This window comes from Gemella haemolysans, from assembly GCF_012273215.1.
In the GTDB taxonomy this organism is placed as follows: domain Bacteria; phylum Bacillota; class Bacilli; order Staphylococcales; family Gemellaceae; genus Gemella; species Gemella haemolysans_A.
In genome coordinates, this window is sequence record NZ_CP050965.1 from 300,391 (window position 1) to 324,402 (window position 24,012).

The following is a 24,012-nucleotide window of genomic DNA, read 5'->3' on the forward strand; positions in this document are numbered from 1 at the left end:
GTAGAAAAGGAGAAAAGTTATGTTTGGATTTAATAATCATATGTTAGAAGCATTATTTGATATCTTCGGAGGGATAGCTACTCTATATGCTAGTATTGGATATATTGTTTCAGTTATCTTTTCAAAAATTATGTTTGATATACTTGGGGTTAAACCGATTTTAGCACTTATACCATTTTATAATACATATAGGATTTATAAAGAGTATAAAGGTCGTGTTTGGAAGAGAAACTGGGGAGTCGCGTATATACTAACTTTTATTTTTCCCGCTGGTATTATCACAGGTGTAGTATTAAATTTGACGAGTTATAAGGTGAATAATGAAGTTGTGTTTAATTTCATGCTTCTTTTTCTTGTTAGTATAATAATAGTTTTTATATGTTTTCTAATAATAAATGTATTTGGTGTAATTATGTTATTTATTATGTATTTACCTATTTTTGATACAAAAGTAAGAAAAGTAGTATTGAATATTCAAGCGGTACTAACATTGTTAGTTGTACTTGGAAATAGTATTATGCTTAAAGTAGATCTTCATTTTGATTCTCTATTGTTAGTGATGATACAAATGATTTTTTCTGTTGTATTTACGATTGTTTATCTTTTAGCGGCAAGAGAAGTTAGAGCTAGAATTAGAAGTGGAGAATATTTTCTTCAGGAAAAATTAGATTATGGGACTATGGATAGTTTTGAAGTAAATGAAACCCTAAAAGCTCGTAAGAGAAGGTTAGTAGTGCCTATAATTTCTAATGAATTTAATTATAATGTATTAGAAAATAATGATGTGAAATAAAGGAGGAATTTTTATGTTTGAAATAGATGAACATCTGATGAGTCAGATATTGGCTATAGGTTTAATTGTGTTGCTCATCGTAGTTTTTTTTGGATATATTATTACAGCGATATTTTCAAAAATTATGTTTGATATACTTGGGGTTAGGCCAGGACTTGCGTTTATACCATTTTATAATACTTATAGAATTTATAAAGAATATAAAGGGCGTGTTTGGAAGAGGAATTGGGGAGTTGCATATATAATAACTTTTGTGTTGCCTATGGCAGTCATAGGAGGATTCGTATTTGCATTAATTAACTTACCGATAATTACAGGTGATAGATTTCATGAAGAATTAGCAACGACTCTGATTTTAGGGTTTGCCGTATTGATAATTGGTGGAATAGTAATCTCAGTATTTAATTTTATTCTGTTATTTATTACGTATTTACCAATTTTCGATACAAAAGGCAGAAGAATAGTATTATATATCCAAGCTGGATTAACGATTTTATCTTTATTTAGTGGATATATTTTTCAAGGAGATCCTGTATTAAGAAATATTTTCTCAGTATCTCAATTTATATTCTCTATTGTCTTTATGGTTGTCTACTTTGTTGCTGCCACAGATATTAGAGCTAGAGTTAGAAGCGGTAAATATGTTCTTCAGGAAAAATTAGACTATAATACTTTAAATGGTTATGAAATAAGTTCTATCTTAAAAGCGCGTGATAGAAAATTGGTTGTTCCAGTTATGTATAATAATTCGATGAATGATTATCAAGTGAACAACAATGAAGAAGTAAATAGAATTGAATATGTTTAAAGAAAGAAACTAGAGGAATCGAACATGATGTTAGATTCCTCTAGTTTTTTATGTAAGATTTTAAGTGTTTTCTATAGTTATTTAGTAAATATTGAAACTAATATTAATTTAAAATAGTGTTATGTTAGATTTTCTAACGTATATTTACAGATGTAGTGTTTTTTACAGTATAATAGGTAGCGTAATAAAACAAATAAAACGAGGAGTTGACTCTTAATGGATAGATTTTTAGAATTATTGACTAACATTAATGACTTTATGTGGACTTATTTCCTTATAGGATTGGTAATGGTAACTGGTATTTATTTTACATTTAGTACTAAGTTTATTCAATTTACTTACATTAAAGAAATGTTCAGACTTATTACAGAAAAACCTAAAGTAGGTGAGGACGGAGAACAAAAAGGTGTTTCTGCTTTCCAAGCATTCACAATATCAGCTGCATCACGAGTAGGTACTGGGACAATTGCAGGTGTTGCGATTGCGATTGCAATGGGTGGTCCTGGTTCAGTATTTTGGATGTGGATAATGGCACTTTTTGGAGGAGCTTCATCTTTTGCCGAATCAACATTAGCCCAAGTATATAAAGTTCGTGATAGAAAAGGTGTTTATCGTGGGGGACCTGCTTACTATATGGAAAAAGGTCTTGGACAAAAATGGATGGGTGTGCTATTCGCGATTGTTATTTCAATAACTTATGGTGTAGCTTTTAACTCAGTTCAAACTAACACTATTGCTCAAGCATTACAAGTATATGACATTAATTCAAATATTGCAGGGATTGCTTTATTAATTCTTACTATTTTCGTAATTTTTGGTGGAGTAACAAAAGTTGTTAAAATTACTCAATGGTTAGTACCTGTTATGGCAGTAGCGTACTTATTTATCGTATTAGTTATTATGGTTATTAACATTGACAAATTACCTGGTGTTCTTGCTCAAATCGTGAAATCAGCATTCGGTCTTGAACAAGTAGGTGGTGGAGTAATCGGTATGGGAACATCAATTCTTTTAGGTATTAAACGTGGTATGTTCACTAACGAAGCTGGTTTAGGATCTACTCCTAACGCAGCAGCAACAGCTGATAGTACTCACCCAGCTAAACAAGGATTTATCCAAACTCTAGGAGTTTACTTCGATACATGTTTAGTATGTACAGCAACAGCATTCTTAATTTTACTATATCCTGGTGTTGAATATGGTGCTGATAAGTTACAAGGTATCCAACTTACTCAAGCTGCTTTAACTTCACAAGTAGGAAGTATTGGAACAATCTTCTTAATCGTAGCTATTTTCTTATTCGGATATAGTTCTGTAATTGGTAACTACTATTACGGAGAAACAAACATTCAATACTTACTTCCTAAAAAATGGGCTGTAAATGTTTATCGTGTTATCGTATGTATCTTTGTATATGTAGGAAGTGTATTAGATTTAAACTTAGTTTGGGGAATTGCCGATGTAACAATGGGTATTATGAGTTTACTTAACTTAATTGCAATTATCGGTCTTTCTGGTGTAGTTTATGTAGTATTAAAAGACTACGTGAAACAACATAAACAAGGAAAAGATCCAGAGTTCTACCTAGATAACTTACCAATCAAGTTGGATAATGCAACTGCATGGAAAAATAAAAAAGAAGATTAATATTTAAAAAAAGTACTTCAATGATAGAATTAGATTTCTAATCGTTGAAGTACTTTTTGCGTTTGTTCAGGAAATAATATTTTCTTTTACTTGCATTATAAAAAAAAGTATGTTATTATATTAAACATATTTTAATTATAAAATATATGCGATGAGCCGATAAGTAGAAGTTCTTGCGTACCGTAGGATACAGAAAAGAAATCAGTGGTTGAGAGATTTCTCCTAGGCAGGACTTTGAAGTAGCCGGTGAGCATTTAGAGTGAAAGTAAGTAGCTTTAAACGTGGTTAGAGCGTTAATCTTATTAAGTGCTAATGTTATAATTAGAATAAAGGTGGTACCACGGAAACTTTCGTCCTTATGTAAGGATGGAGGTTATTTTTTTTATCCAAAAAATATCACCGACACAATTAGTAAAAGTGAAATAATTAATAATAAAATAAAAATTTAGGAGGAACAGTCATGACTGAAATGTCTACAAAATATAATCCGACCGAAGTAGAAAATAATCGCTACAACTGGTGGTTGGAAAAAGAAGTTTTTAAAGCTGATAATAAAAGTAAAAAGAATCCATATACAATTGTAATTCCACCACCAAACGTAACTGGTAAATTACATATTGGACATGCTTGGGATACAACTTTACAAGATATGTTAACACGTTACAAACGTCTTAAAGGTTTTGATGTACTTTATCTTCCAGGAATGGACCACGCTGGTATTTCTACACAAGCTAAAGTAGAAGCTAAAATGCGTGAAGAAGGATTAAGTCGTTATGACTTAGGTCGTGAAAAATTCTTAGAGCGTGCATGGGAATGGAAAGAGGAATATGCTGGATATATTCGTGCACAATGGGCTAAGCTTGGATTAGGTTTAGACTATTCAAGAGAAAGATTTACATTAGATGAAGGATTAAACAAAGCAGTTACAAAAATTTTCGTAGATCACTACAATAATGGTACAATCTACCGTGGTGAGAAAATTATCAACTGGGACCCAGTTCAAAGAACTGCATTATCTAATATCGAAGTAATTCACAAAGACGTAGAAGGTGCATTCTATCACCTTAAATATTTCTTAGCTGATGGAAGTGGAGACTATCTAGAAGTAGCAACTACTCGTCCTGAAACTTTATTCGGAGATACTGCGGTTGCTGTTCACCCTGAAGATGAAAGATATCAAAAATATATTGGTAAAACAGTTCTTTTACCAGTAACAAACAAAGAAATTCCTGTTATTGCAGATGAATATGTAGAAAAAGATTTCGGAAGTGGAGTAGTTAAAATAACACCTGCTCACGATCCAAATGACTTTGAAGTAGGAGAACGTCATAACCTAGAACGTATCATCATTATGGATGAAGGTGCTGTTATGAATGAGCATGCTGATAAGTATAATGGTATGGATCGTTTCGAATGTCGTAAAGCTCTTATCGCTGATTTACAAGAAAGCGGAGTATGCTTCAAGATTGAAAAACACCTTCACTCAGTAGGTCACTCTGAGCGTAGTGGTGCGGTTGTTGAACCATATCTTTCTAAACAATGGTTTGTTGACATGAAACCTCTTGCTGATAAAGTATTAGAAAATCAAAAAGATGCAGATAGAAAAGTTAACTTCTATCCACCACGTTTTGAAAATACGTTAAATACTTGGATGGAAAATATCCAAGACTGGTGTATTTCACGTCAATTATGGTGGGGACACCGTATTCCAGCATGGTATCACAAAGAAACTGGTGAAGTTTATGTTGATGTAAACCCACCAAAAGATATTGAAAACTATGTTCAAGATGAAGATGTTCTTGATACTTGGTACTCTTCAGCATTATTCCCATTCTCTACACTAGGATGGCCAGATTTAGAAAGTGAAGATTTCAAACGTTATTATCCAAACAGCTGTCTAGTAACTGGATATGACATTATCTTCTTCTGGGTTGCTCGTATGGTATTCCAAGGATTAGAATTTACAGGAACACGTCCATTTGAAGATTGCTTAATCCACGGTTTAGTTCGTGATGAACAAGGTCGTAAGATGAGTAAATCACTTGGTAATGGTGTAGATCCAATGGAAGTAATCGAACAATATGGAGCTGATAGCTTACGTTACTTCTTAGCTACTAACTCAACACCGGGTCAAGACTTACGTTATTCAACTGAGAAAATCGAAGCTAGTTGGAACTATATCAATAAAATTTGGAACGCTTCTCGTTTCGTAATTATGAACCTTGAAGGTTTCGAATACAGTGATATTGATTTAACTGGAGAAAAAACATTAGCTGATAAATATATCTTAACAAAACTTGCTAAAACTATTGAAGATTTCGAAAGATTATTTGAAAAATATGAATTTGGTGAAGCAAGCCGTATTCTATACAACTTCGTATGGGAAGAATTCTGTTCATGGTATATTGAAATTGCTAAAATTTCATTAAATGGTGAAGATGAAGCTGCTAAGAAAACAACTAAATCTATTTTAGTATATGTACTTGATGCTTCTCTAAAAATGTTACATCCGTTTATGCCATTCGTAACTGAAGAAATCTGGCAACACATTCCTCACACAGGAAATAGTATTGTAACTAGTGAATTTGCTAAAGTTGATGAAAGTCTAGTATTCGAAAAAGAAACTGAAGATATGCAATTCATCCAAGATGTAATCACAGCAGTACGTAACATCCGTAGTGAAGTGAATGCCCCTATGTCTCGTGAGATTCCTATTAAAATTAAATACTCACAAGATAGCGTAAAAGAAGTGCTATTAAGTGGTAGTGCGTACTTAGAAAAATTTGCTCGTCCTAGCGAACTTATTATCGAACGCGAAGTAGAAGCAAGTGAAACTGACATTAGTCGTATCTTACCAGGTGCTGAAATCTACGTTTCACTAAGTGATTTAATCGATGTAGACAAAGAAAAAGAACGTCTAGGAAAAGAATTAGAAAAATTACAACAAGAATTAGATAGAGTAAACAAAAAACTATCTAATGAAAAATTTGTTGGTTCTGCTCCAGAAGCGGTTGTAGCTAAAGAAAAAGAAAAACAAGCAACATATCAAGAACAATATGATAGCGTAAAAGAAAGAATAGCTGCATTAGATAATTTAAAATAGTATAGAATGAAAGAGAGTGATTCGAAAATCGTTTAGATTTTATCGAATCACTCTCTTATTCATTATGTAGTAAATAGATGTATAGATTAATTGTAATAAAAAAACTCTAGCTAGTTTTACCTAGCTTAGAGTTTTTTAATCATCTTTATTATTCTTTTTTCTCCAGATTAGGAAGAAAATTATTGAAATTATTATGATGATACCAATGTATGCACCATAATTTTTCACTGCTTCCCCTGTATTAGGAAGAGTACTTAGTGATAGTAGATTCATCTTAAAACCTCGTTATATTATTTTTTTTCTTTTTGTTCAGGAGTGTTGTTTAGAACTTCAGTTTCAACACGTTCTTTAACAGAGTCTAGAGTTTCAGTTGATTTGTTAGTGAAATCTTCAACTTTTTCTTGAACTTTTGCTTCATTAACGTCTTTTTTAATATTTGATACTTGATCTTTAATTTTTTCGAATGAAGAAAGTGCTTTTTCTTTATAAGCTTCTACTGAAGGTTTGAATTCTTCAACGATTTTTTTTGCATCTCCTAAGTTTTCTTTAACTTCTGAAGTATATTCTTTTACACTAGATACGTGTTCTTTAATATCTGTTACATTGCTAGATAGTTCTTTTCCGTAATCAACAGCATTATTGTATTTGTTTTCTAAAGCATTTTTAGCTTTTTTAAGATTCTTCACTAAGTCGTTGTATAGGTAGATTGCCGCTTCTTCAACACCATTTTTCTTAGTATAGCGAATCATACAACGTGTATAACCATAGTAATCTTTAGATTTTTTCTTAACGTATTCAGTGTGTTCTTCAACTTTGTTTGGATTTTTTGAGTAATAGTTAGCAACGGCTATACCTGTACCGATTACAAATAATTTTGATAATTTTGACATACAATTTTCTCCTCGATATATTATTAAATTAATTATATCATATAAACATTTAAATTTAAATAAAATAGACAATGAGTAACTCTATTTTAATATATTGGTAATAAAGTAGGATAGTAATGTAGCAGTAATATCATTTAAAATGAAATAATCATACATAATAGATTTTATTATTACACATTAATATAATGTAACTATTGAATTAGTGTGTAATATATTGTATAATAAAAAATATAATACAAGAAGGAGGAACAATGAAACTTACTGAGAGACATAAAGCTATAATTGAAATAGTAAAGAATTATGAGCCGATTACAAGTGATGAGATAGCAGAGAAGCTATCTTTGGGGAAATCTACTTTAAGAAATGATTTGGCAGTGTTAGGAATGCTAGAAATCTTAGAAGCAAAACCTAATGTAGGATACTATTACAATTATAACTTTTCACCAGGAGAACAACGTGAAGAAATAAAAAATAAATTAGTTAAAGATGTTATGGGGATAGCAATAACTGCTAAAAGTACAGCGAATTTCTCAGATGTATTATCAAAATTATTTATATATGATGTAGGAACAATCTTTATTGTCGATGAAAATAATCACCTCGCAGGTGTAACATCTAGAAAAGATATGTTGAAATTATCAAGAAATGCTGACGGTCAAAATCTTCCAATTGTACTAGCGATGACACGTGTACCGAATGTAATATACATATATGAAGATGAATTAGTTAGTGATGCCTTAAGGAAGTTAATTTTACATGAAATTGACTGCTTACCTGTCGTAAGAGATGAGGATGGCGGCAAGGTGATCGTCGGAAAAATTTCAAAAACTACATTAATTAAATTATTATTGGAAATACTGGAGGGATAATATGTTAACTGTACATATAATTTCAGATTCGATAGGGAATACTGCAAAAGATGTTGTAGATGCAGCGTTAGTGCAGTTCTCTTATGGGAAAGCTGATTATAAGGTATTGAAGAATTCCAATGTTTGTACGATAGAAAAAATAGATTGTATTATGTCGAATGTAAATGATGGGGATGTAATAGTTCAAACATTGGTAGATAGTACCTTAGCCGAATACGTAAAGAAAAAAGGGTTAGAAAAAAATATAAAAGTTATAGATTTGCTAAGTGAAATGCTAAACACTTTTGAAGATAAACTTGGAATAAAATCTGAAGGGAATCCAGGTTTAAACAGAAAAATGGGAACTGAGTACTTCAAAAGGGTTGATGCATTGGAATTTGCTGTGAAGTATGATGATGGAAAGGATATTAATGGTCTTAAAGAGGCAGATATTGTTATTTTGGGGGTATCAAGAACGTCTAAAACACCATTAAGTTTATATCTAGCAAATAGAAACATTAAAGTTATGAATGTTCCTATTGTTCAAGATTTAATACTACCAGAGCAATTATATGAAGTAAAAAGAAAGATTATTGGTTTAACAAATTCAGTAGAACAACTTAATAAGTTGAGGGAAGAAAGACTAAAAACTTTAGGAGTGGATGGAAATACTGATTACACAGATGAAATCCAAATATTTGAAGAATTAGAGTATGCGTTAGAAATTATGGGGAAAATTGGTTGTCCGATAATAGATGTTCAAAATAAAGCTATAGAGGAAACTGCAGAATTAATAATTGGGATAATGAGAGAACGTGGCTTAGAAGTTTAACATTTAAGAAATAATTATATACTGTAACAAAATGTGATGGGGGAATTTTAAAATGACAAAAAAATATGTTTATAATTTCAGTGAAGGGAATAAAGATATGCGATCTTTACTTGGGGGTAAAGGTGCGAATCTTGCAGAAATGAAGGGATTAGGGATTAATGTACCACCTGGTTTTACTATTACTACAGAAAGCTGTAATAGTTATTATGAAAATGGGGAACGAATTAAACCTGAGATTTTAAAACAAATTAATGAACAATTAGAAACATTAGAAAAAACTATAGGTAAAGAGTTGGGAAGTATAGAAAATCCGTTATTAGTATCTGTACGAAGTGGTGCTGTATTTTCAATGCCTGGTATGATGGATACAATTTTAAATCTAGGATTGAATGATGAAACAACTATTGCCTTAGCTAAGAAAAATAATAATTATCGTTTCGCTTATGATAGTTATAGAAGATTTATTCAAATGTTCTCTGATGTAGTAATGGATGTAGAGAAATATAAATTTGAAGAAGTTTTAACACGAGTGAAAAATGAAAATGGCTATGAACAAGATAGCGATATGAATGAAAAAGATTTATTTAAAGTTGTTGAGGAATTCAAAGAAATCTACAAAAAAGAAGTAGGTCGTGAATTCCCGATGAGTGTGAAAGAACAACTTATGCTAGCTATTGAAGCGGTATTTAAATCTTGGAATAATAATCGTGCTAAAGTATATAGAAGACTTCATAATATTAGTGATAAATTAGGAACTGCTGTAAATATTCAAGCCATGGTTTTCGGTAATATGGGAGATAATTGTGGTACTGGAGTATCGTTCAGTAGAAACCCTGTAACTGGTGAAGATGAATTATTCGGAGAATACCTAATTAATGCACAGGGAGAAGATGTAGTTGCAGGAATTAGAACACCGAAAAATATTAGTGTGCTTGCTGAAGATATGCCACATTTATATAAAGAGTTTGTGGAGATTTCTAAGAAGTTAGAAGGACACTACAAAGATATGCAAGATATTGAGTTTACTATTGAAGACGGTAAGCTATACATTCTTCAAACAAGAAATGCTAAGAGAACACCAAATGCTGTTGTTGAAGTTGCAGTTTCATTAGTAGAAGAAGGTGTTATTAGTAAGGAAGAGGCTATTTTAAGAGTAGGTACAGAAGAAATTAACAAACTTCTTCACTCTACATTTGAAGATAAATCATTGAAACAAGCGCAGCAATTAACTCAAGGGTTAGCGGCTTCGCCAGGTGCTGCTGTGGGAGCAATTTATTTTACTGCTCATGAAGCGGTTGAAGCGGCGAAAACAAAACCTGTTGTATTAGTAAGAGAAGAAACATCACCTGAAGATATTGAAGGTATGGTTAGCTCAGAAGCCATTGTAACTCTACGCGGAGGAATGACATCACATGCTGCGGTAGTAGCGCGCGGAATGGGTAAATGCTGTGTGTGTGGTTGCCAAAACATGATTATTAATTATGATGAAAAAACATTAAAAATTGCTGGTATTACACTAAAAGAAGGAGATGTAATCTCTGTTGATGGAAGTAGTGGTAAGGTTTATCTTGGCGAAGTTGATAAAATAGATGCTAGATTCAGCGATAGATTCAATAAACTTTTAGGATGGGCAGATGAAATTAGAAGTCTAAAAGTATTAGCAAATGCTGATAATGAAGTTGATGCAAAAGTTGCTTTCGAGTTTGGGGCTGAAGGAATTGGATTATGTAGAACAGAACATATGTTCTTTGAAGAAGATAGAATTAGCTTAGTTAGAAAAATGATACTAGCTTCAGATACTAATGAAAGAATAAGATTCTTAGATAGATTACAACCAATTCAAAGTGATGATTTCTATAAAATTTTTAAAGAAGCAAAAGGTAAATCTGTTAACATAAGATTATTAGATCCACCACTTCATGAATTTTTACCTAAGGATGAAAAAACTGTAAAAGTTATTGCCGAGGAAATAGGGGTAAGTGTTAGTCAATTAGAAGCTAAAATTGCTAGTATTGCTGAGTTTAATCCAATGATGGGGCACCGTGGTTGTCGTCTAGGAATAACTTATCCAGAGATATATCTAATGCAAGCTAAAGCGATTAGTTCAGCAGCAATTAGAGCTCGAAAAGAAAGAATTGAAGTTAATGTAGAAATTATGATTCCGTTAGTAGGTTTAGAAAAAGAACTTGCAGTTCTACGTGAACAAATAGTTGAACTAGTAGAAAAAGAAATACAGTTATACAATGCAGACTTTAATTATAAAGTAGGAACTATGATTGAAATTCCTCGAGCTTGTGTAGTAGCTGACAAGATTGCTGAACATGCAGATTTCTTCAGTTTCGGAACAAATGACTTAACACAATTAACATTTGGTTATTCAAGAGATGACGCTGAGAAATTTATCGATATTTATAAGAAAAAAAATATCTTAGAGTCAGATCCATTTGTTCATTTAGATGAGAGTGGAGTGCTAGAGTTAATGAAGATTGCTGTCAATAAAGCAAAAGTTGTAAAACCTAATATTAAACTAGGAATTTGTGGTGAACATGGAGGAGATGAAAAATCAATTCTACTTTGTTCAAAAATTGGTCTAGGTTATGTTTCTTGTTCACCATACCGAGTTATTATTGCGAGAATTGCGGCAGCAAAAGCAGCTATTAGTGATATAGAAGTAGCGTTAACTAAGTAAAAATAGTATAAATAAATAAAGTTAACTAAGTAATTTAATTAACTAGATTTTTATAATAATAAAATTAATAGGATATAAGGGTGATTCTCAATGAATTACCCTTTTTTGAATTATATTTAGTAATATTAATTAGTAAAAAATTTAAATTAAGTATTAATTAACTAAACTATAATTAGAAAATCTTTGTAAATGTTACAAAATTATTAAATAATAATTAATATTACACAAAGTAAATTGATTTTTTTTTCATTATACATTAAAATTAATGTAGTATATTGTACCTTTTTATATCGAAAAAAGGATTCAAATCAAAATGAAAGTTAAATGAAAGTTTAAATATTAAAAAAGAGAGGATATACTATGGCAGAAAATAATAATAGTCGGTTATCGAGAAGAGATAGACACTCTCAGGAAAGAAAGAGTGTTATGCCAGGTGGATATATATCTAGAGGAAATAATAATCGAACAAATAATGGACAACAAAGAAGACCATTAACAAATGAAGAAATAATGAGAAGGAATGCACAGAACGCAGGCTCTTCCAATCAACAACAAAGAGCAGGTAATGCTAATCAAACACAAGGTGTACCACCTGTAAGACCAAGAAATGCTCAACAATCAGCAAGAACTGGTAGACCAGGAGGACCAAGACGTCCGTTAAGTACAAATAGAATTAGTAATCCAAATTCTAAAAAATCCAATAAAACTTTATGGATGAAAATATTGAGATATGGGCTATATGCAGCAAGTGTTGCTATTATATCATTATTCTTACTGTGTGTATTTTGGATTTATCAAGCACCTGCATTTGACTCTAAGATACTAGATAATAACTCAAGAACAATCGTCTATGATGTGAATAATAATGAAGTAGCAAAATTAGGAAACCAAATTGGTGAAAATTTAAATACATCAGATATCCCAACAAAAATGCAAGACGCAATCTTAGCGACAGAGGATAATCGATTCTTCGAACATGGAGCAGTTGACTTCAGACGTTTAATTGGAGCTGTATTTTCAAACCTTACGAGTGGTTTTGGATCTCAAGGTGCATCTACAATTTCTCAACAATTAATCAAGAGAACATTCTTAGACGATAATAAGAGTATGAAGCGTAAAGTTCAAGAAGCATATCTTGCATATAAACTTGAACAAAACTACGATAAAGAATCTATATTTACTATGTATGTAAATAGAATCTATTACTCAGATGGTGTATATGGATTAAAAACTGCTTCTAAGTACTACTTTGGAAAAGAATTAAATCAATTAACACTTCCACAGATGGCGCTTTTAGCGGGGTTACCTCAACACCCTAATACATATAATCCATATGATAATCCAGAAGCGGCTAAGGCTCGTCGTGACACTGTATTATATTTAATGCAATATCATGGAAAAATCTCAGAAGCTGAATCAACAGCAGCTCAAAAAACTAATGTATTAGATGGATTAATAGAGCGTGATGAAAGTGAACGTGTACTATTATCAAGTGAATTTGATTCGAAATATACTTCATATATGAATCAGATTGTAAATGAATTAAAAAATAGTAAAGAATTTAAAGACTACGAAGGTGACGTATTAAACTTAGGTCTTAAAATTTATACTAACTTTGATTCAAAAATCCAAGATACTTTAACAGAAAGTGTAAATGCCAACTATGCAGGAATAAAACAAGCAAGTAATGTGGCTATGGTTGTACTGAATAACGAAAATAGTGGAATAGCTGCTCTTTATGGAGGTAAAAAACAAACATTCCATGGATTTAATATTGCAACACAAGCTAAATTACAACCTGGTTCATCAATTAAACCAATACTAGCTTACGGACCTGCTGTAGAATATTTAAATTGGGGTTCTGATCATATTGTTAACGACTCAAAACTTCAAGGTTCACAAATTCAAAACTGGGATAGACAATTTCACGGTAATATTACTATAAATAATGCCTTGGTTTGGTCGTACAATATTCCAGCTATTAAAACATATCAAGAAGTTGGATTTGATAGAGTAAAACAATATGCAAATAATGTTGGTATGGATATTAAGGATAACTCTATTACTACTCCAATTGGAGGAAGTGGAGATGGATTCTCGCCATTACAAATGGCAGGAGCATATGTTCCGTTTAGTAATGGCGGATATTATGCAACACCAAAAGCTATCAAAAAAGTTTATGATAGTGAAGGTTCTGAAGTGAAAAGTTTCAGTAAAGATGATAGAAAACGTGTTATTAAAGAATCTACTGCTTATATTATGACTTCAATGTTAAGAAATGTAGTAAATGGTACTGCGTCTAATTCTCGTATAAGTGGAGCGGATATGGCAGTGAAAACTGGAACAACAACTTTCGGAGAAGGTGAGGCACAAAAATTTGGTTTTGATATAAATGATTCTGCTAAAGATTCTTGGACTATTGGATATACAAGCAACTATACGATGGCTGTATGGCAAGGGTTTGATGCAATTGATGGCCCAACGAAGTATCTATCTCAAGATGACACGCAGAAAACTCAAGCATTGTATCGAATAAATATGCAGAATATAGTGCGTATTCACCCACCGAAAGGATTTAAAGTTCCAGAAAACGTCGGATCTATAAATGGTGGAGTTAAAGTTATTTCTGATAGTGAACGTCGAGAAATTGAAGAACAAAATAAACGTAACCAAGAAGAAAAAGAAAAAAATAGAAATAACAATAATAATAACGATAATAACGGTAACGATGATAATAATCGTAACGGAAATAATTCTGAAGATAACAATAGTAATTTATCAAATCAAAATGGTCAACAGAATGGCAACAACGGTAATTCCCAATCACGAGGAGGTAACTCTAATGGAGTACAACCAGGTGTAAGAAATTCAGGAACTAATAACAATAACAACGCTAATAGAGGCAATAGATAATTAGTAATAAATCTACTGTACGGGAAATCTGTATGGTAGATTTATTTTTTATAATTTTAAAATACTACACAAATATTTATAAATGGTGTACAATATAGGAATGGAGCAGTTTATTTATTCTTTGTTAAACTGAAAAAATCATTCCATAAAACTTATATTATTATAAAGACGGATGTGAAGCTATGAAGAAAAAATTAGTTATAATTACAGGAATAAGTGGAGCAGGAAAAAATACAGCGTTAGAGGTCTTTGAAAATCAGGGGTATTTTTGTACAGATAATTTACCGGGACTTGTTGTAGAAGATTTTCTAAGAATTATTGAAGAAAAAGAAATAGATAAAACAGCTATAAGCATAGATATTAGAAGCAAGCTTTTGTTTGTTGATTTAAAAGAAGTATTAAAAAAAATACAACAAAATGAATATTTTGATGTTCGTATTATATTTTTAGATAGTGAAGACCAAGTATTAGTAAATAGATATAAAGAAACTAGAAAAAATCATCCTTTATCTAGTGAATTTAGTCTCCTTGAGGGTATTACTCAAGAAAGAAGAGATATGGATGCTATTAAAGGTATAGCGAATTATATTTATGATACTACAAATACAACAGTTAAAGATCTTAAAAAGAAAATTTTAGAAGATTTTGGTATTGAGAAAAAAGATAGTTATCATATTACAATTTCTAGTTTTGGATATAAGTATGGTATACCTATAGATGCGGATAACATTGTAGATGCAAGATTTTTAAGGAATCCATTTTATATAAATGAACTTAGGGAAAAAACTGGCCAAGATAGCGAAGTATTTGATTATGTTTTTGATGACGAAGTCACTAAAGAATTTTATGATAAATATTTAGAATTAATGACTTATATGATAGATAAGTATCAATATGAAGGAAGGGACAAGGTCGCAATTGCTGTTGGATGCACTGGTGGTAAACATCGTTCGGTGAGTATAGCGAGAAAATTGTATGAGGATATTTCAAAACTTGGTTATAGAGTTTATATAGAGCATCGCGACATTAATAAGGGTAGGTAGAAGAATGAGAACTAAAATTAGAGTAGTTACTATAGGTGGAGGAACAGGGTTATCTGTTCTTTTAAGAGGGTTGAAAAAATATCCTCTTGATATAACAGCGGTAGTAACGGTAGCTGACGATGGCGGTAGTTCAGGGAAGATAAGAAGTGATATGAATATTCCATCACCAGGAGATATTAGAAATGTTATTGCTGCATTATCTGATGTAGAGCCGTATCTAGAAAAAATGTTCCAATATCGATTTGATAGTGGTGAAGTTAAAGGTCATCCGGTAGGTAATTTAATGATTGCTGCAATGACAGATATCCATGGGGATTTTTCAACTGCAGTAAAAGTTATGAGTAGAATTTTAAATGTTCGTGGAACGGTATTACCGACAACCAATGATATAGCGACCTTAAACGCTGTACTTTCTACAGGTGAAATTATACGAGGAGAATCTTCAATTACTGAAGCTGGTGGAGAAATAGATCATGTGTATATTACACCTTCCAGGGTAAAACCTAATGAAGATGTATTAAGAGCTATTCAAGAGGCGGATTATATTATTATGGGGCCAGGTAGTTTGTATACTTCGATTATTCCAAATTTAGTAATTTCTCAGGTTTCTGATAAAATCAGAGAAAGTAAAGCTAAGAAAATATATGTTTGTAATGTCATGACCCAGCATGGAGAGACTGATAATTACACAGTTTCTGAACACATTACAGCTATCAATAAACATGTTGGAGAGAACATTTTTGATTTGGTTATTGCTAATTCTCGTGAGTTTGATGATAGTATTTTATCGAAATATCACAAAGAAAAACAAGAACCGGTCAAAATCGATCATGAAAAAATAGAAGAACTTGGAATTAAATTGATAAAAAATAATGACGTCGGAATCGTTGATAATAACACGATTAGACATAATGCAGAAAAAGTTTCTGAATTAATTTACGATTATATTATAGACGACAAGCCAACAATGATTTATAATAAAAGGTGAAAATAAAAAAAGGAGAACAAAAATGCACTTAAAATTTGATTATTCGAAAGCACTAAACTTTTTTAACGAACAAGAAGTAAAAAATATGGAAGGTTATGTGAAAGTGGCACATGATCAATTACACAATAAAACTGGAATAGGAAATGATTTCCTAGGATGGTTAGAATTACCAACTAACTATGATAAAGAAGAGTTTGCTAGAATTAAAGAAGCTAGTAAAAAAATTCAAAGCAATTCAGATGTACTAGTTGTTATCGGTATTGGAGGTTCATATCTTGGAGCTCGTGCAGCGATTGAAATGCTAAATGATAGCTTCTATAACTTCTATGAAGAAGGAAGAAAAACTCCGAAAATCTTTTTCGTTGGTCACACAATTTCATCAACTTATACTCAAGAATTAGTTAATTACTTAAAAACTACAGGAAAAGATTTCTCTGTAAATGTAATTTCTAAATCTGGAACAACTACAGAGCCTGCTATTGCATTCCGTATTTTCAAAGAATTACTTGAAGAAAAATATGGTAAAGAAGGAGCAAAAGAAAGAATCTTTGCTACTACTGACAGAGCTCGTGGAGCATTAAAATCATTAGCTGATGATGAAGGATATGAAACATTTGTAGTACCTGATGATGTAGGTGGACGTTTCACAGTTCTTACTGCTGTAGGATTACTTCCAATTGCTGTAAGTGGAGTTGATATTGATAAAATGATGGCTGGTGCTAAATTAGCTCAAGATGAACTATCAACACCAGATCTAAGCAAAAATATTGCTTACCAATATGCTGTAATGCGTAATATCTTACAACAAAAAGGTAAATTAATTGAGATTCTTGTATCTTATGAACCATCAATGGTTTACTTCAATGAGTGGTGGAAACAACTTTATGGTGAATCTGAAGGTAAAGATGGAAAAGCTTTATACCCTTCAAGTGTTTGCTTCTCAACAGATCTTCACTCTATGGGACAATATGTTCAAGAAGGACGTCGTGTTCTACTTGAAACTATCTTAAAAGTTAAATCTCCAAACAAAGATATCGAGCTTAAAGAAGCTGATAACAATCTTGATGGATTAAACTACTTAGCAGGAAAAACTATGGATTTCGTAAACACTAAAGCATTTGAAGGAACACTTCTTGCTCACACTGATGGAGGAGTACCTAACTTTGTAGTAGAACTTCCTGATATGAGTGAGTTCACATTCGGATATTTAGTATACTTCTTCGAAAAAGCTGTAGGTATTTCTGGATACATGCAAGGATTAAACCCATTCGACCAACCAGGAGTAGAAGCATATAAGAAAAATATGTTTGCGCTTCTTGGAAAACCAGGATTTGAAGAATTAAAAGCAGAATTAGAAGAAAGATTAAAATAATCTTAAATAAATTAAAAACTGATAGAGGAATAACTTTCCTTTATCAGTTTTTTATATTCAAATGGAAACTGCAAGTAAATTCTTATATTTTTCTTTTTCCTGTTTTAAGTGTAGCTTGCGACACCTCCATATCTTTTGTTATCTCAAAAGGATATTCCGGTTAGAAAATAAGCCTATAGTCTTATTTTCTTGCAGTAAAACACAAGCGTGTTTTACTTCAGCTACTACAAAACAGTAAGAAAAATATAGAATATAATTATTAAATATAATGATTCAATCTTAATTATTATTATTATTATTAATTTTACTCAAATATTTTGTAATGGTGAAAATGGAACTTAACAAAGTTCCATCGGTGAAATTAGGACTACAGGCCTAATTTCAAGGTGTAATATCCACTTTAATTGTCTAAACGACAATTAAAGTTAGATGAAACCGTCCGCCACCATATTAAAAATATTTGAAAAGTAAAATTAATAGCAAATAAAAAAACGACTCTATAAATTTGATTGTTATAAAATCGTAATTTATGAGTCGTGTTTATCTTTTTGCCATTGTTACAAATGTGAATTTGTCGGGTCTGTAGCTAAGTATTCCATATTGTAGTATGTTTCCATTTGATAAATAAGTAATACTTTCGACGACTGCGACCATATCATATTCACCAAGATCCATATGTTGTCTTTCTTCGTCTGTAGCGTGTCTAAAAGAAATTTCTCTACGAGAGTGGGTGATATTTAAACCTAATTCTTCTTCTAAGTATTTATAAATAGATGATTCCGCAATTTCTTTGTTAATAAATGGAACAAGATTTCTATCGAAGTAAGATACTTCATACTCTAATTTTTCTCCGTTTATCGTTCTACTACGACTAACTCTATAAAAATCATTATTCTCATCTGCACCAAAAATATCCATTATTTTCTTTTCGCCTTGAACAATATATAGAGATTCAAGTGTAGTTTTAATTTCATATTTACCGTCGATGTTTAATTCAGAAGAAGTTTTAATATTTCCTAAATAGTTATTTTTTATTCTTCCGTGTCCAAGAATTAAAGAGTTTTTACCTTTAATCTTTTGGATATAACCATTAATTTCTAATAAAGACAAAGCTTTTCTAATAGTATCTTTTGAATAGCCGTATTCTTTTACTAACTCATTTTCACTTGGTAATTCTGTATTACGCTTATAAAAACGAGTATCTATTTTTTCTTTAAGATCATTATAGACCTGTTTGTATTTACTCATATATGATTTACCTTTACTAATCTCCTTTTAAAAATTACCTACTTAATTATAAATGTAGTTGATAAGAATTGCAAGGGTTAAGTACACCTTATACACAGATTATAACATTTACGTATATGTCATAGAAAAAAATAAAAAGAATTACATAAATGTTATTGACAAAATGAAAGTGTTTTATTATAATAATTATTGTTAAGTTATAAAAACTTATTTTGTAAATACAAGTTAAAAGTATGACGGAGGGAATTAGGATGACAAAACGTTCAAGTGGTGTATTGATGCATATCACATCATTACCAGGTGAGTTTGGTATAGGAACATTCGGTAAAAGTGCTTATGATTTTGTTGACTTCTTAGAAGAAACAAAACAAACATATTGGCAAATTTTACCACTTACGACAACTAGTTATGGAGATTCACCATATCAAAGCTTTTCAGCAGTAGCAGGAAACTTAAATCTAATTGATTTTTCTTTATTAAAAGAAGAAGGATTATTAGAAGAAAGTGATTACTCAAATGTTAACTTTGGAAAAAATCCTGAAAAAATAGATTATGCTTTATTATTTGAAGTTAGAAGACCAATTTTAGAAAAAGCCGTTGCTAACACTGCAAAATATAGCAATGTATTAGCTGAAATAGAAAAATTTGAAAAAGATAACTCAAGTTGGTTAGCTGATTATGCTGAATATATGGCAATTAAAGAAAGTTTTGGATATCAAAGTTTTATTCACTGGGATGAAGATATTAAAAAAGGTGAAAAAGCCGCACGCGAAAAATATCGTACGGAGCTTCAAGATAGTATAAGATACTACACAGTTACACAATATTTCTTCTTTAAACAATGGTTAGCATTAAAAGAATATGCTAATGGTAAAGGTGTTAAAATCATTGGTGATATGCCAATCTATGTAAGTGCTGATAGTGTTGAAATGTGGACAATGCCAGAACTATTTAAAGTTGATGAGAACAATGAACCACTTTATGTAGCTGGATGTCCTGCAGATGACTTCAGTCCAACTGGACAACTTTGGGGTAATCCAATTTATGATTGGGCAAAACACAAAGAACAAGGTTTCTCATGGTGGATTTATCGAGTGCAAGAAAGTTTTAAAATCTATGATGTACTTCGTATAGATCACTTCAAAGGATTCTCTGATTTCTGGCAAATTGACAAAGATGCTGAAAATGCAGTAAATGGTACTTGGGAAGCTGGTCCTGGAATTGAATTATTCCAAAAAATCAAGGAGCAATTAGGAGACTTACCAATCATCGCAGAAAATCTAGGATTTATCGATGCGAAAGCAGAAAAATTATTAGATGATTCTGGATATCCTGGTATGAAGATTCTTCAATTTACTTTTCCAGGTGATGATAATCTAGATCGTCCACATCACTACACTCAAAATAGTGTTGCTTACACAGGAACACATGATAATGATGTAGTTAATGGATGGTATGAGAAATTGAGTGAGTCAGAACAAGAACTAGTTTCTGAATACTTAAATCGTCGTGATGATGAAACAATTACTGAAGCGATGATTAGAGGAATATACTCTTCAGTAAGTGATTATGCAATCGTAACAATGCAAGATTTATTAGATAAAGATGCAACAAGCAGAATGAATGTTCCATCAACAGTTGGAGGAAACTGGGAGTGGAGAATGCTTGCAGAAGATTTAACAGAAGAGAGAAAAGAATTTTTAAAAAATATTACAATAAGATATTCGAGAGAGAGGGCATAAAATGACATTCACTAAATATGTATTGGATAAAACAAATAAAGAACTTAGTACATTAGATAACAAAGAAATTTATAAACAATTATTAAACTATGTCAAAGATGAAGCTGACAAAAAAGCTTTAAATAGTGATAAGAAAAAAGTTTACTACATTTCAGCAGAGTTTTTAATTGGTAAACTATTATCGAACAATCTAATTAACTTAGGTATTTATGAAGAAATCGAAAAAGAATTAAAAGCAGCTAATAAACGTCTTAGTGATGTAGAAGAAGCTGAACTAGAACCTTCATTAGGTAACGGTGGTCTTGGACGTTTAGCATCTTGTTTCATCGATTCAATATCATCACTAGGAATTAATGGTGATGGAGTTGGACTAAATTACCACTGTGGTTTATTCAGACAAGTATTTGTTAAAAATGAACAACATGCTGAGCCAAACTTCTGGATTGAAGATTCTTCATGGCTAAGAGATACTGACGTTAAATATACAGTACCTTTCAAAAACTTTAGCCTGACTTCAACACTAAAAAGAATTGACGTATTAGGATACAAAAAAGATACTAAAAACTATCTAAACCTATTTGATATTGATTCAATTGACAGTAGTATTATTGAAAAAGGAATTAGTTTCGACAAAACTGATATTGAGAAAAACTTAACATTATTCTTATATCCAGATGATAGTGATAAAAATGGTGAATTATTACGTATTTACCAACAATACTTTATGGTATCAAATGCTGCTCAATTAATTTTAGATGAAGCAATTGCTAAAGGAAGTAATGTTCACGACTTATACGAATATGCATATGTTCAAATTAACGATACTCACCCAAGTATGGTAATCCCTGAATTAATTCGTTTACTAACTGAAAAACACGGAATTGAATTTGAAGAAGCATACACAATTGTTCAAAAAATGACTGGTTACACAAACCACACTATCTTAGCTGAGGCGTTAGAAAAGTGGCCATTAGCATACTTAGAAGAAGTAGTGCCACACTTAGTAACGATCATCAAACAATTAGATGCTGTTATTAGAGAAAAATATGAAGGTGAAGATATTCAAATCATCGATAAAGATGATAGAGTACACATGGCAAACATGGATATTCACTTCTCTAACAGTGTAAACGGGGTTGCTTACCTACACACTGAAATTCTTAAAAACTCTGAGTTAAAACACTTCTATGAATTATACCCAGAGAAATTCAATAACAAAACTAATGGTATTACATTCAGACGTTGGTTAGAATTTTCTAACAGACCATTAGCAGCTTACTTAAAAGAACTAATTGGTGACGAGTACTTAACTGATGCAACTAAATTAGAAAAATTACTAGCATTTGTTGATAGTAAAGAAGTAGCAGCTAAATTAGAAGAAATCAAACATGAGAACAAACTTGTTCTTAAAGAATACCTAAAAGAAACTCAAGGTATCGAATTAGATGAAAACAGTATTATCGATACTCAAATCAAGAGATTCCACGAATATAAACGTCAACAAATGAACGCTTTATATGTAATCAAAAAATACTTAGATATCAAAAATGGTAAATTACCTGAAAGAAAAATTACAGTATTCTTCGGTGGTAAAGCAGCACCGGCATACATTATCGCTCAAGATATCATTCACTTAATTCTATGTCTATCAGAATTAATTAACAATGATCCAGAAGTAAACAAATACTTAAACGTATTCTTAGTTGAAAACTATAATGTAAGTGTTGCAGAAAAATTAATTCCAGCAACTGATATCTCTGAACAAATCTCATTAGCTTCTAAAGAAGCAAGTGGAACTGGTAACATGAAATTCATGTTAAACGGTGCTTTAACTCTAGGAACTCTAGATGGAGCTAACGTGGAAATCGATGAGTTAGTTGGACGTGAAAATATCTACATCTTCGGTAAAGAAAGTGATGAAATCATTAAACTTTACGAAACTGCAGGATATGTGTCTAAAGAATACTATGAAAAAGATGGTGTTAAAGAAGCTGTAGACTTCATCGTTTCTAAAGACTTAGTTAAACTAGGAAATAAAGAAAGATTAGAAAGACTATACAATGAACTACTTAACAAAGACTGGTTCATGACACTTATTGACTTTGAAGAATATTATGCTAAGAAAGAAGAAATGTTAGCAGATTACGAAAACCGTGAATTATGGCTGAAAAAAGTTATTGCGAATATCGCAAAAGCTGGATTCTTCTCATCTGACCGTACAATAGCTCAATATAACGAAGATATTTGGAACAAAAAATAATAAACAAAAAAGTGGGGAACATAGCATGAAACTATTAACAATTAATGTACATAGTTGGTTAGAAGAAAATCAACTTGAAAAATTAAATATTTTGGCAAAAACTATTGTGGAAAAAAAATACGATGTTGTTGCTATGCAAGAAGTAAATCAATTGATTAATAGTGCGGATGTTTACCAAGGAATTAAAGAAGATAACTTCGGAAAATTATTACTAGATAAAATTAGAGAATATGGAGAAGAAGGATACAGTTATTACTGGACTTATTCTCACATAGGATTTGATAAATTCGAAGAAGGTTTAGCAATACTTGCTAAAGGTGAAGTTGTTGCCGTAGAGGACTTTTACTGTACGGCACAACAAACCGTAACTTCTATCGAATCGAGAAAAATTTTAAAAGTCGATCTTAAAGTAAATGATGAGATCGTAGAATTTTACAGTTGTCATATGAATTTGCCAACTTGTAAAGGGGAAGACATAGATCAAAATCTTAGCAACCTAATTAATTATACAGATAACAAGAACCTTAAAGTTTTCATGGGAGATTTCAATACAGATTATTTCCATCAAGTAGATGATTACAAGAGAATACTTGATAAAGGATTATATGATACATATGAATTAGCCGAGAAAAAAGACGGGGGAGTTACGGTATATAAAAATATAAGTGGTTGGGAAGATTCTATGTGTCAGAAAAAATTGGATTATGTATTTATTAATAGAAAATTAGACGTAAAAGAAAGTTTTGTTATATTTAATGATGAAAATTATCCAATTATTTCTGATCATAATGGCTTAGAAGTAACATTAGCAGAAAAATAAAAAAAGGAGGAAAAAT

General features: G+C 31.3%; 17 protein-coding genes and 1 other annotated feature. Of the genes, 14 read left to right on the top strand and 3 right to left on the bottom strand.

The window, feature by feature from the left end:
- Positions 1-19 precede the first annotated feature (19 nt).
- The 4 genes from FOC48_RS01450 (at position 20) to FOC48_RS01465 (ending at position 6,351) form a co-directional block, all read left to right on the top strand.
- The gene (locus tag FOC48_RS01450) at positions 20-793 is read left to right on the top strand and encodes a hypothetical protein (protein ID WP_003146689.1); all 774 of its coding nucleotides are present in this window, start codon (positions 20-22) and stop codon (positions 791-793) included.
- Positions 794-806: 13 nt separating this feature from the next.
- Complete coding sequence (locus FOC48_RS01455) at positions 807-1,601, top strand: hypothetical protein (RefSeq protein WP_003146688.1); 795 nt, start codon at positions 807-809, stop codon at positions 1,599-1,601.
- Positions 1,602-1,817: 216 nt separating this feature from the next.
- Positions 1,818-3,248, top strand: coding sequence for an alanine/glycine:cation symporter family protein (locus FOC48_RS01460; protein WP_003146687.1), 1,431 nt, complete (start codon positions 1,818-1,820; stop codon positions 3,246-3,248).
- A 142-nt stretch (positions 3,249-3,390) separates the two neighbouring features.
- Positions 3,391-3,609 (top strand) — a binding site (T-box leader).
- Positions 3,610-3,708: 99 nt separating this feature from the next.
- Entirely contained in the window at positions 3,709-6,351 is a 2,643-nt protein-coding gene (locus FOC48_RS01465) for a valine--tRNA ligase (RefSeq protein ID WP_003146686.1), read from the top strand.
- A gap of 135 nt (positions 6,352-6,486) precedes the next feature.
- Here the strand turns inward: FOC48_RS01465 and FOC48_RS01470 are convergent, their stop codons facing one another.
- Entirely contained in the window at positions 6,487-6,624 is a 138-nt protein-coding gene (locus FOC48_RS01470; protein ID WP_003146685.1) for an LPXTG cell wall anchor domain-containing protein, read from the bottom strand.
- 17 nt (positions 6,625-6,641) lie between these two features.
- Positions 6,642-7,241: a hypothetical protein gene (locus tag FOC48_RS01475; protein ID WP_003146684.1), complete on the bottom strand. Its 600-nt coding sequence runs from the start codon at positions 7,239-7,241 to the stop codon at positions 6,642-6,644.
- A gap of 251 nt (positions 7,242-7,492) precedes the next feature.
- Between FOC48_RS01475 and FOC48_RS01480 the strand changes: the two genes are divergently transcribed.
- From FOC48_RS01480 to FOC48_RS01510, 7 genes are all read left to right on the top strand, one after another.
- Positions 7,493-8,110 carry a CBS domain-containing protein gene (locus FOC48_RS01480; RefSeq protein WP_003146683.1) on the top strand — a complete coding sequence of 206 codons (618 nt, stop codon included), beginning with the start codon at positions 7,493-7,495 and terminating at the stop codon, positions 8,108-8,110.
- A gap of 1 nt (position 8,111) precedes the next feature.
- A complete protein-coding gene (locus FOC48_RS01485) occupies positions 8,112-8,921 on the top strand; it encodes a pyruvate, water dikinase regulatory protein (protein ID WP_003146682.1) in 810 nt (269 codons plus the stop codon).
- Between the two features lie 52 nt (positions 8,922-8,973).
- Positions 8,974-11,610 carry a pyruvate, phosphate dikinase gene (gene ppdK / locus FOC48_RS01490; protein WP_003146681.1) on the top strand — a complete coding sequence of 879 codons (2,637 nt, stop codon included), beginning with the start codon at positions 8,974-8,976 and terminating at the stop codon, positions 11,608-11,610.
- Between the two features lie 360 nt (positions 11,611-11,970).
- Positions 11,971-14,523 carry a transglycosylase domain-containing protein gene (locus FOC48_RS01495; RefSeq protein ID WP_003146680.1) on the top strand — a complete coding sequence of 851 codons (2,553 nt, stop codon included), beginning with the start codon at positions 11,971-11,973 and terminating at the stop codon, positions 14,521-14,523.
- A 182-nt stretch (positions 14,524-14,705) separates the two neighbouring features.
- A complete protein-coding gene (gene rapZ, locus FOC48_RS01500) occupies positions 14,706-15,566 on the top strand; it encodes an RNase adapter RapZ (protein ID WP_003146678.1) in 861 nt (286 codons plus the stop codon).
- A 4-nt stretch (positions 15,567-15,570) separates the two neighbouring features.
- Positions 15,571-16,554 carry a gluconeogenesis factor YvcK family protein gene (locus tag FOC48_RS01505; RefSeq protein WP_003146676.1) on the top strand — a complete coding sequence of 328 codons (984 nt, stop codon included), beginning with the start codon at positions 15,571-15,573 and terminating at the stop codon, positions 16,552-16,554.
- A gap of 22 nt (positions 16,555-16,576) precedes the next feature.
- Positions 16,577-17,926: a glucose-6-phosphate isomerase gene (locus FOC48_RS01510; protein ID WP_003146675.1), complete on the top strand. Its 1,350-nt coding sequence runs from the start codon at positions 16,577-16,579 to the stop codon at positions 17,924-17,926.
- Positions 17,927-18,466: 540 nt separating this feature from the next.
- On the opposite strand, the gene FOC48_RS01515 is transcribed toward FOC48_RS01510, so the two are convergent.
- On the bottom strand, positions 18,467-19,174 hold the full coding sequence (locus tag FOC48_RS01515; protein ID WP_003146673.1) for a UTRA domain-containing protein: 708 nt from the start codon (positions 19,172-19,174) through the stop codon (positions 18,467-18,469).
- Between the two features lie 251 nt (positions 19,175-19,425).
- Here FOC48_RS01515 and malQ point away from each other — a divergent pair, with 251 nt between their 5' ends.
- The 3 genes from malQ to FOC48_RS01530 are packed head-to-tail and all read left to right on the top strand — an operon-like array spanning position 19,426 to position 23,996.
- Positions 19,426-20,916, top strand: coding sequence for a 4-alpha-glucanotransferase (malQ, locus tag FOC48_RS01520; RefSeq protein ID WP_003146672.1), 1,491 nt, complete (start codon positions 19,426-19,428; stop codon positions 20,914-20,916).
- 1 nt (position 20,917) lies between these two features.
- The gene (glgP, locus tag FOC48_RS01525) at positions 20,918-23,176 is read left to right on the top strand and encodes a glycogen/starch/alpha-glucan family phosphorylase (protein WP_003146670.1); all 2,259 of its coding nucleotides are present in this window, start codon (positions 20,918-20,920) and stop codon (positions 23,174-23,176) included.
- A gap of 25 nt (positions 23,177-23,201) precedes the next feature.
- Complete coding sequence (locus FOC48_RS01530) at positions 23,202-23,996, top strand: endonuclease/exonuclease/phosphatase family protein (RefSeq protein WP_003146669.1); 795 nt, start codon at positions 23,202-23,204, stop codon at positions 23,994-23,996.
- Positions 23,997-24,012: the final 16 nt, after the last annotated feature.

Excerpts from the sequence above, each read along its gene's own strand:
- FOC48_RS01450 (WP_003146689.1), top strand. The coding sequence starts at position 20 with ATGTTTGGATTTAATAATCATATGTTAGAAGCATTATTTGATATCTTC.
- FOC48_RS01455 (WP_003146688.1), top strand. The coding sequence starts at position 807 with ATGTTTGAAATAGATGAACATCTGATGAGTCAGATATTGGCTATAGGT.
- FOC48_RS01460 (WP_003146687.1), top strand. The coding sequence starts at position 1,818 with ATGGATAGATTTTTAGAATTATTGACTAACATTAATGACTTTATGTGG.
- FOC48_RS01465 (WP_003146686.1), top strand. The coding sequence starts at position 3,709 with ATGACTGAAATGTCTACAAAATATAATCCGACCGAAGTAGAAAATAAT.
- FOC48_RS01470 (WP_003146685.1), bottom strand. The coding sequence starts at position 6,624 with ATGAATCTACTATCACTAAGTACTCTTCCTAATACAGGGGAAGCAGTG.
- FOC48_RS01475 (WP_003146684.1), bottom strand. The coding sequence starts at position 7,241 with ATGTCAAAATTATCAAAATTATTTGTAATCGGTACAGGTATAGCCGTT.
- FOC48_RS01480 (WP_003146683.1), top strand. The coding sequence starts at position 7,493 with ATGAAACTTACTGAGAGACATAAAGCTATAATTGAAATAGTAAAGAAT.
- FOC48_RS01485 (WP_003146682.1), top strand. The coding sequence starts at position 8,112 with ATGTTAACTGTACATATAATTTCAGATTCGATAGGGAATACTGCAAAA.
- ppdK (WP_003146681.1), top strand. The coding sequence starts at position 8,974 with ATGACAAAAAAATATGTTTATAATTTCAGTGAAGGGAATAAAGATATG.
- FOC48_RS01495 (WP_003146680.1), top strand. The coding sequence starts at position 11,971 with ATGGCAGAAAATAATAATAGTCGGTTATCGAGAAGAGATAGACACTCT.
- rapZ (WP_003146678.1), top strand. The coding sequence starts at position 14,706 with ATGAAGAAAAAATTAGTTATAATTACAGGAATAAGTGGAGCAGGAAAA.
- FOC48_RS01505 (WP_003146676.1), top strand. The coding sequence starts at position 15,571 with ATGAGAACTAAAATTAGAGTAGTTACTATAGGTGGAGGAACAGGGTTA.
- FOC48_RS01510 (WP_003146675.1), top strand. The coding sequence starts at position 16,577 with ATGCACTTAAAATTTGATTATTCGAAAGCACTAAACTTTTTTAACGAA.
- FOC48_RS01515 (WP_003146673.1), bottom strand. The coding sequence starts at position 19,174 with ATGAGTAAATACAAACAGGTCTATAATGATCTTAAAGAAAAAATAGAT.
- malQ (WP_003146672.1), top strand. The coding sequence starts at position 19,426 with ATGACAAAACGTTCAAGTGGTGTATTGATGCATATCACATCATTACCA.
- glgP (WP_003146670.1), top strand. The coding sequence starts at position 20,918 with ATGACATTCACTAAATATGTATTGGATAAAACAAATAAAGAACTTAGT.
- FOC48_RS01530 (WP_003146669.1), top strand. The coding sequence starts at position 23,202 with ATGAAACTATTAACAATTAATGTACATAGTTGGTTAGAAGAAAATCAA.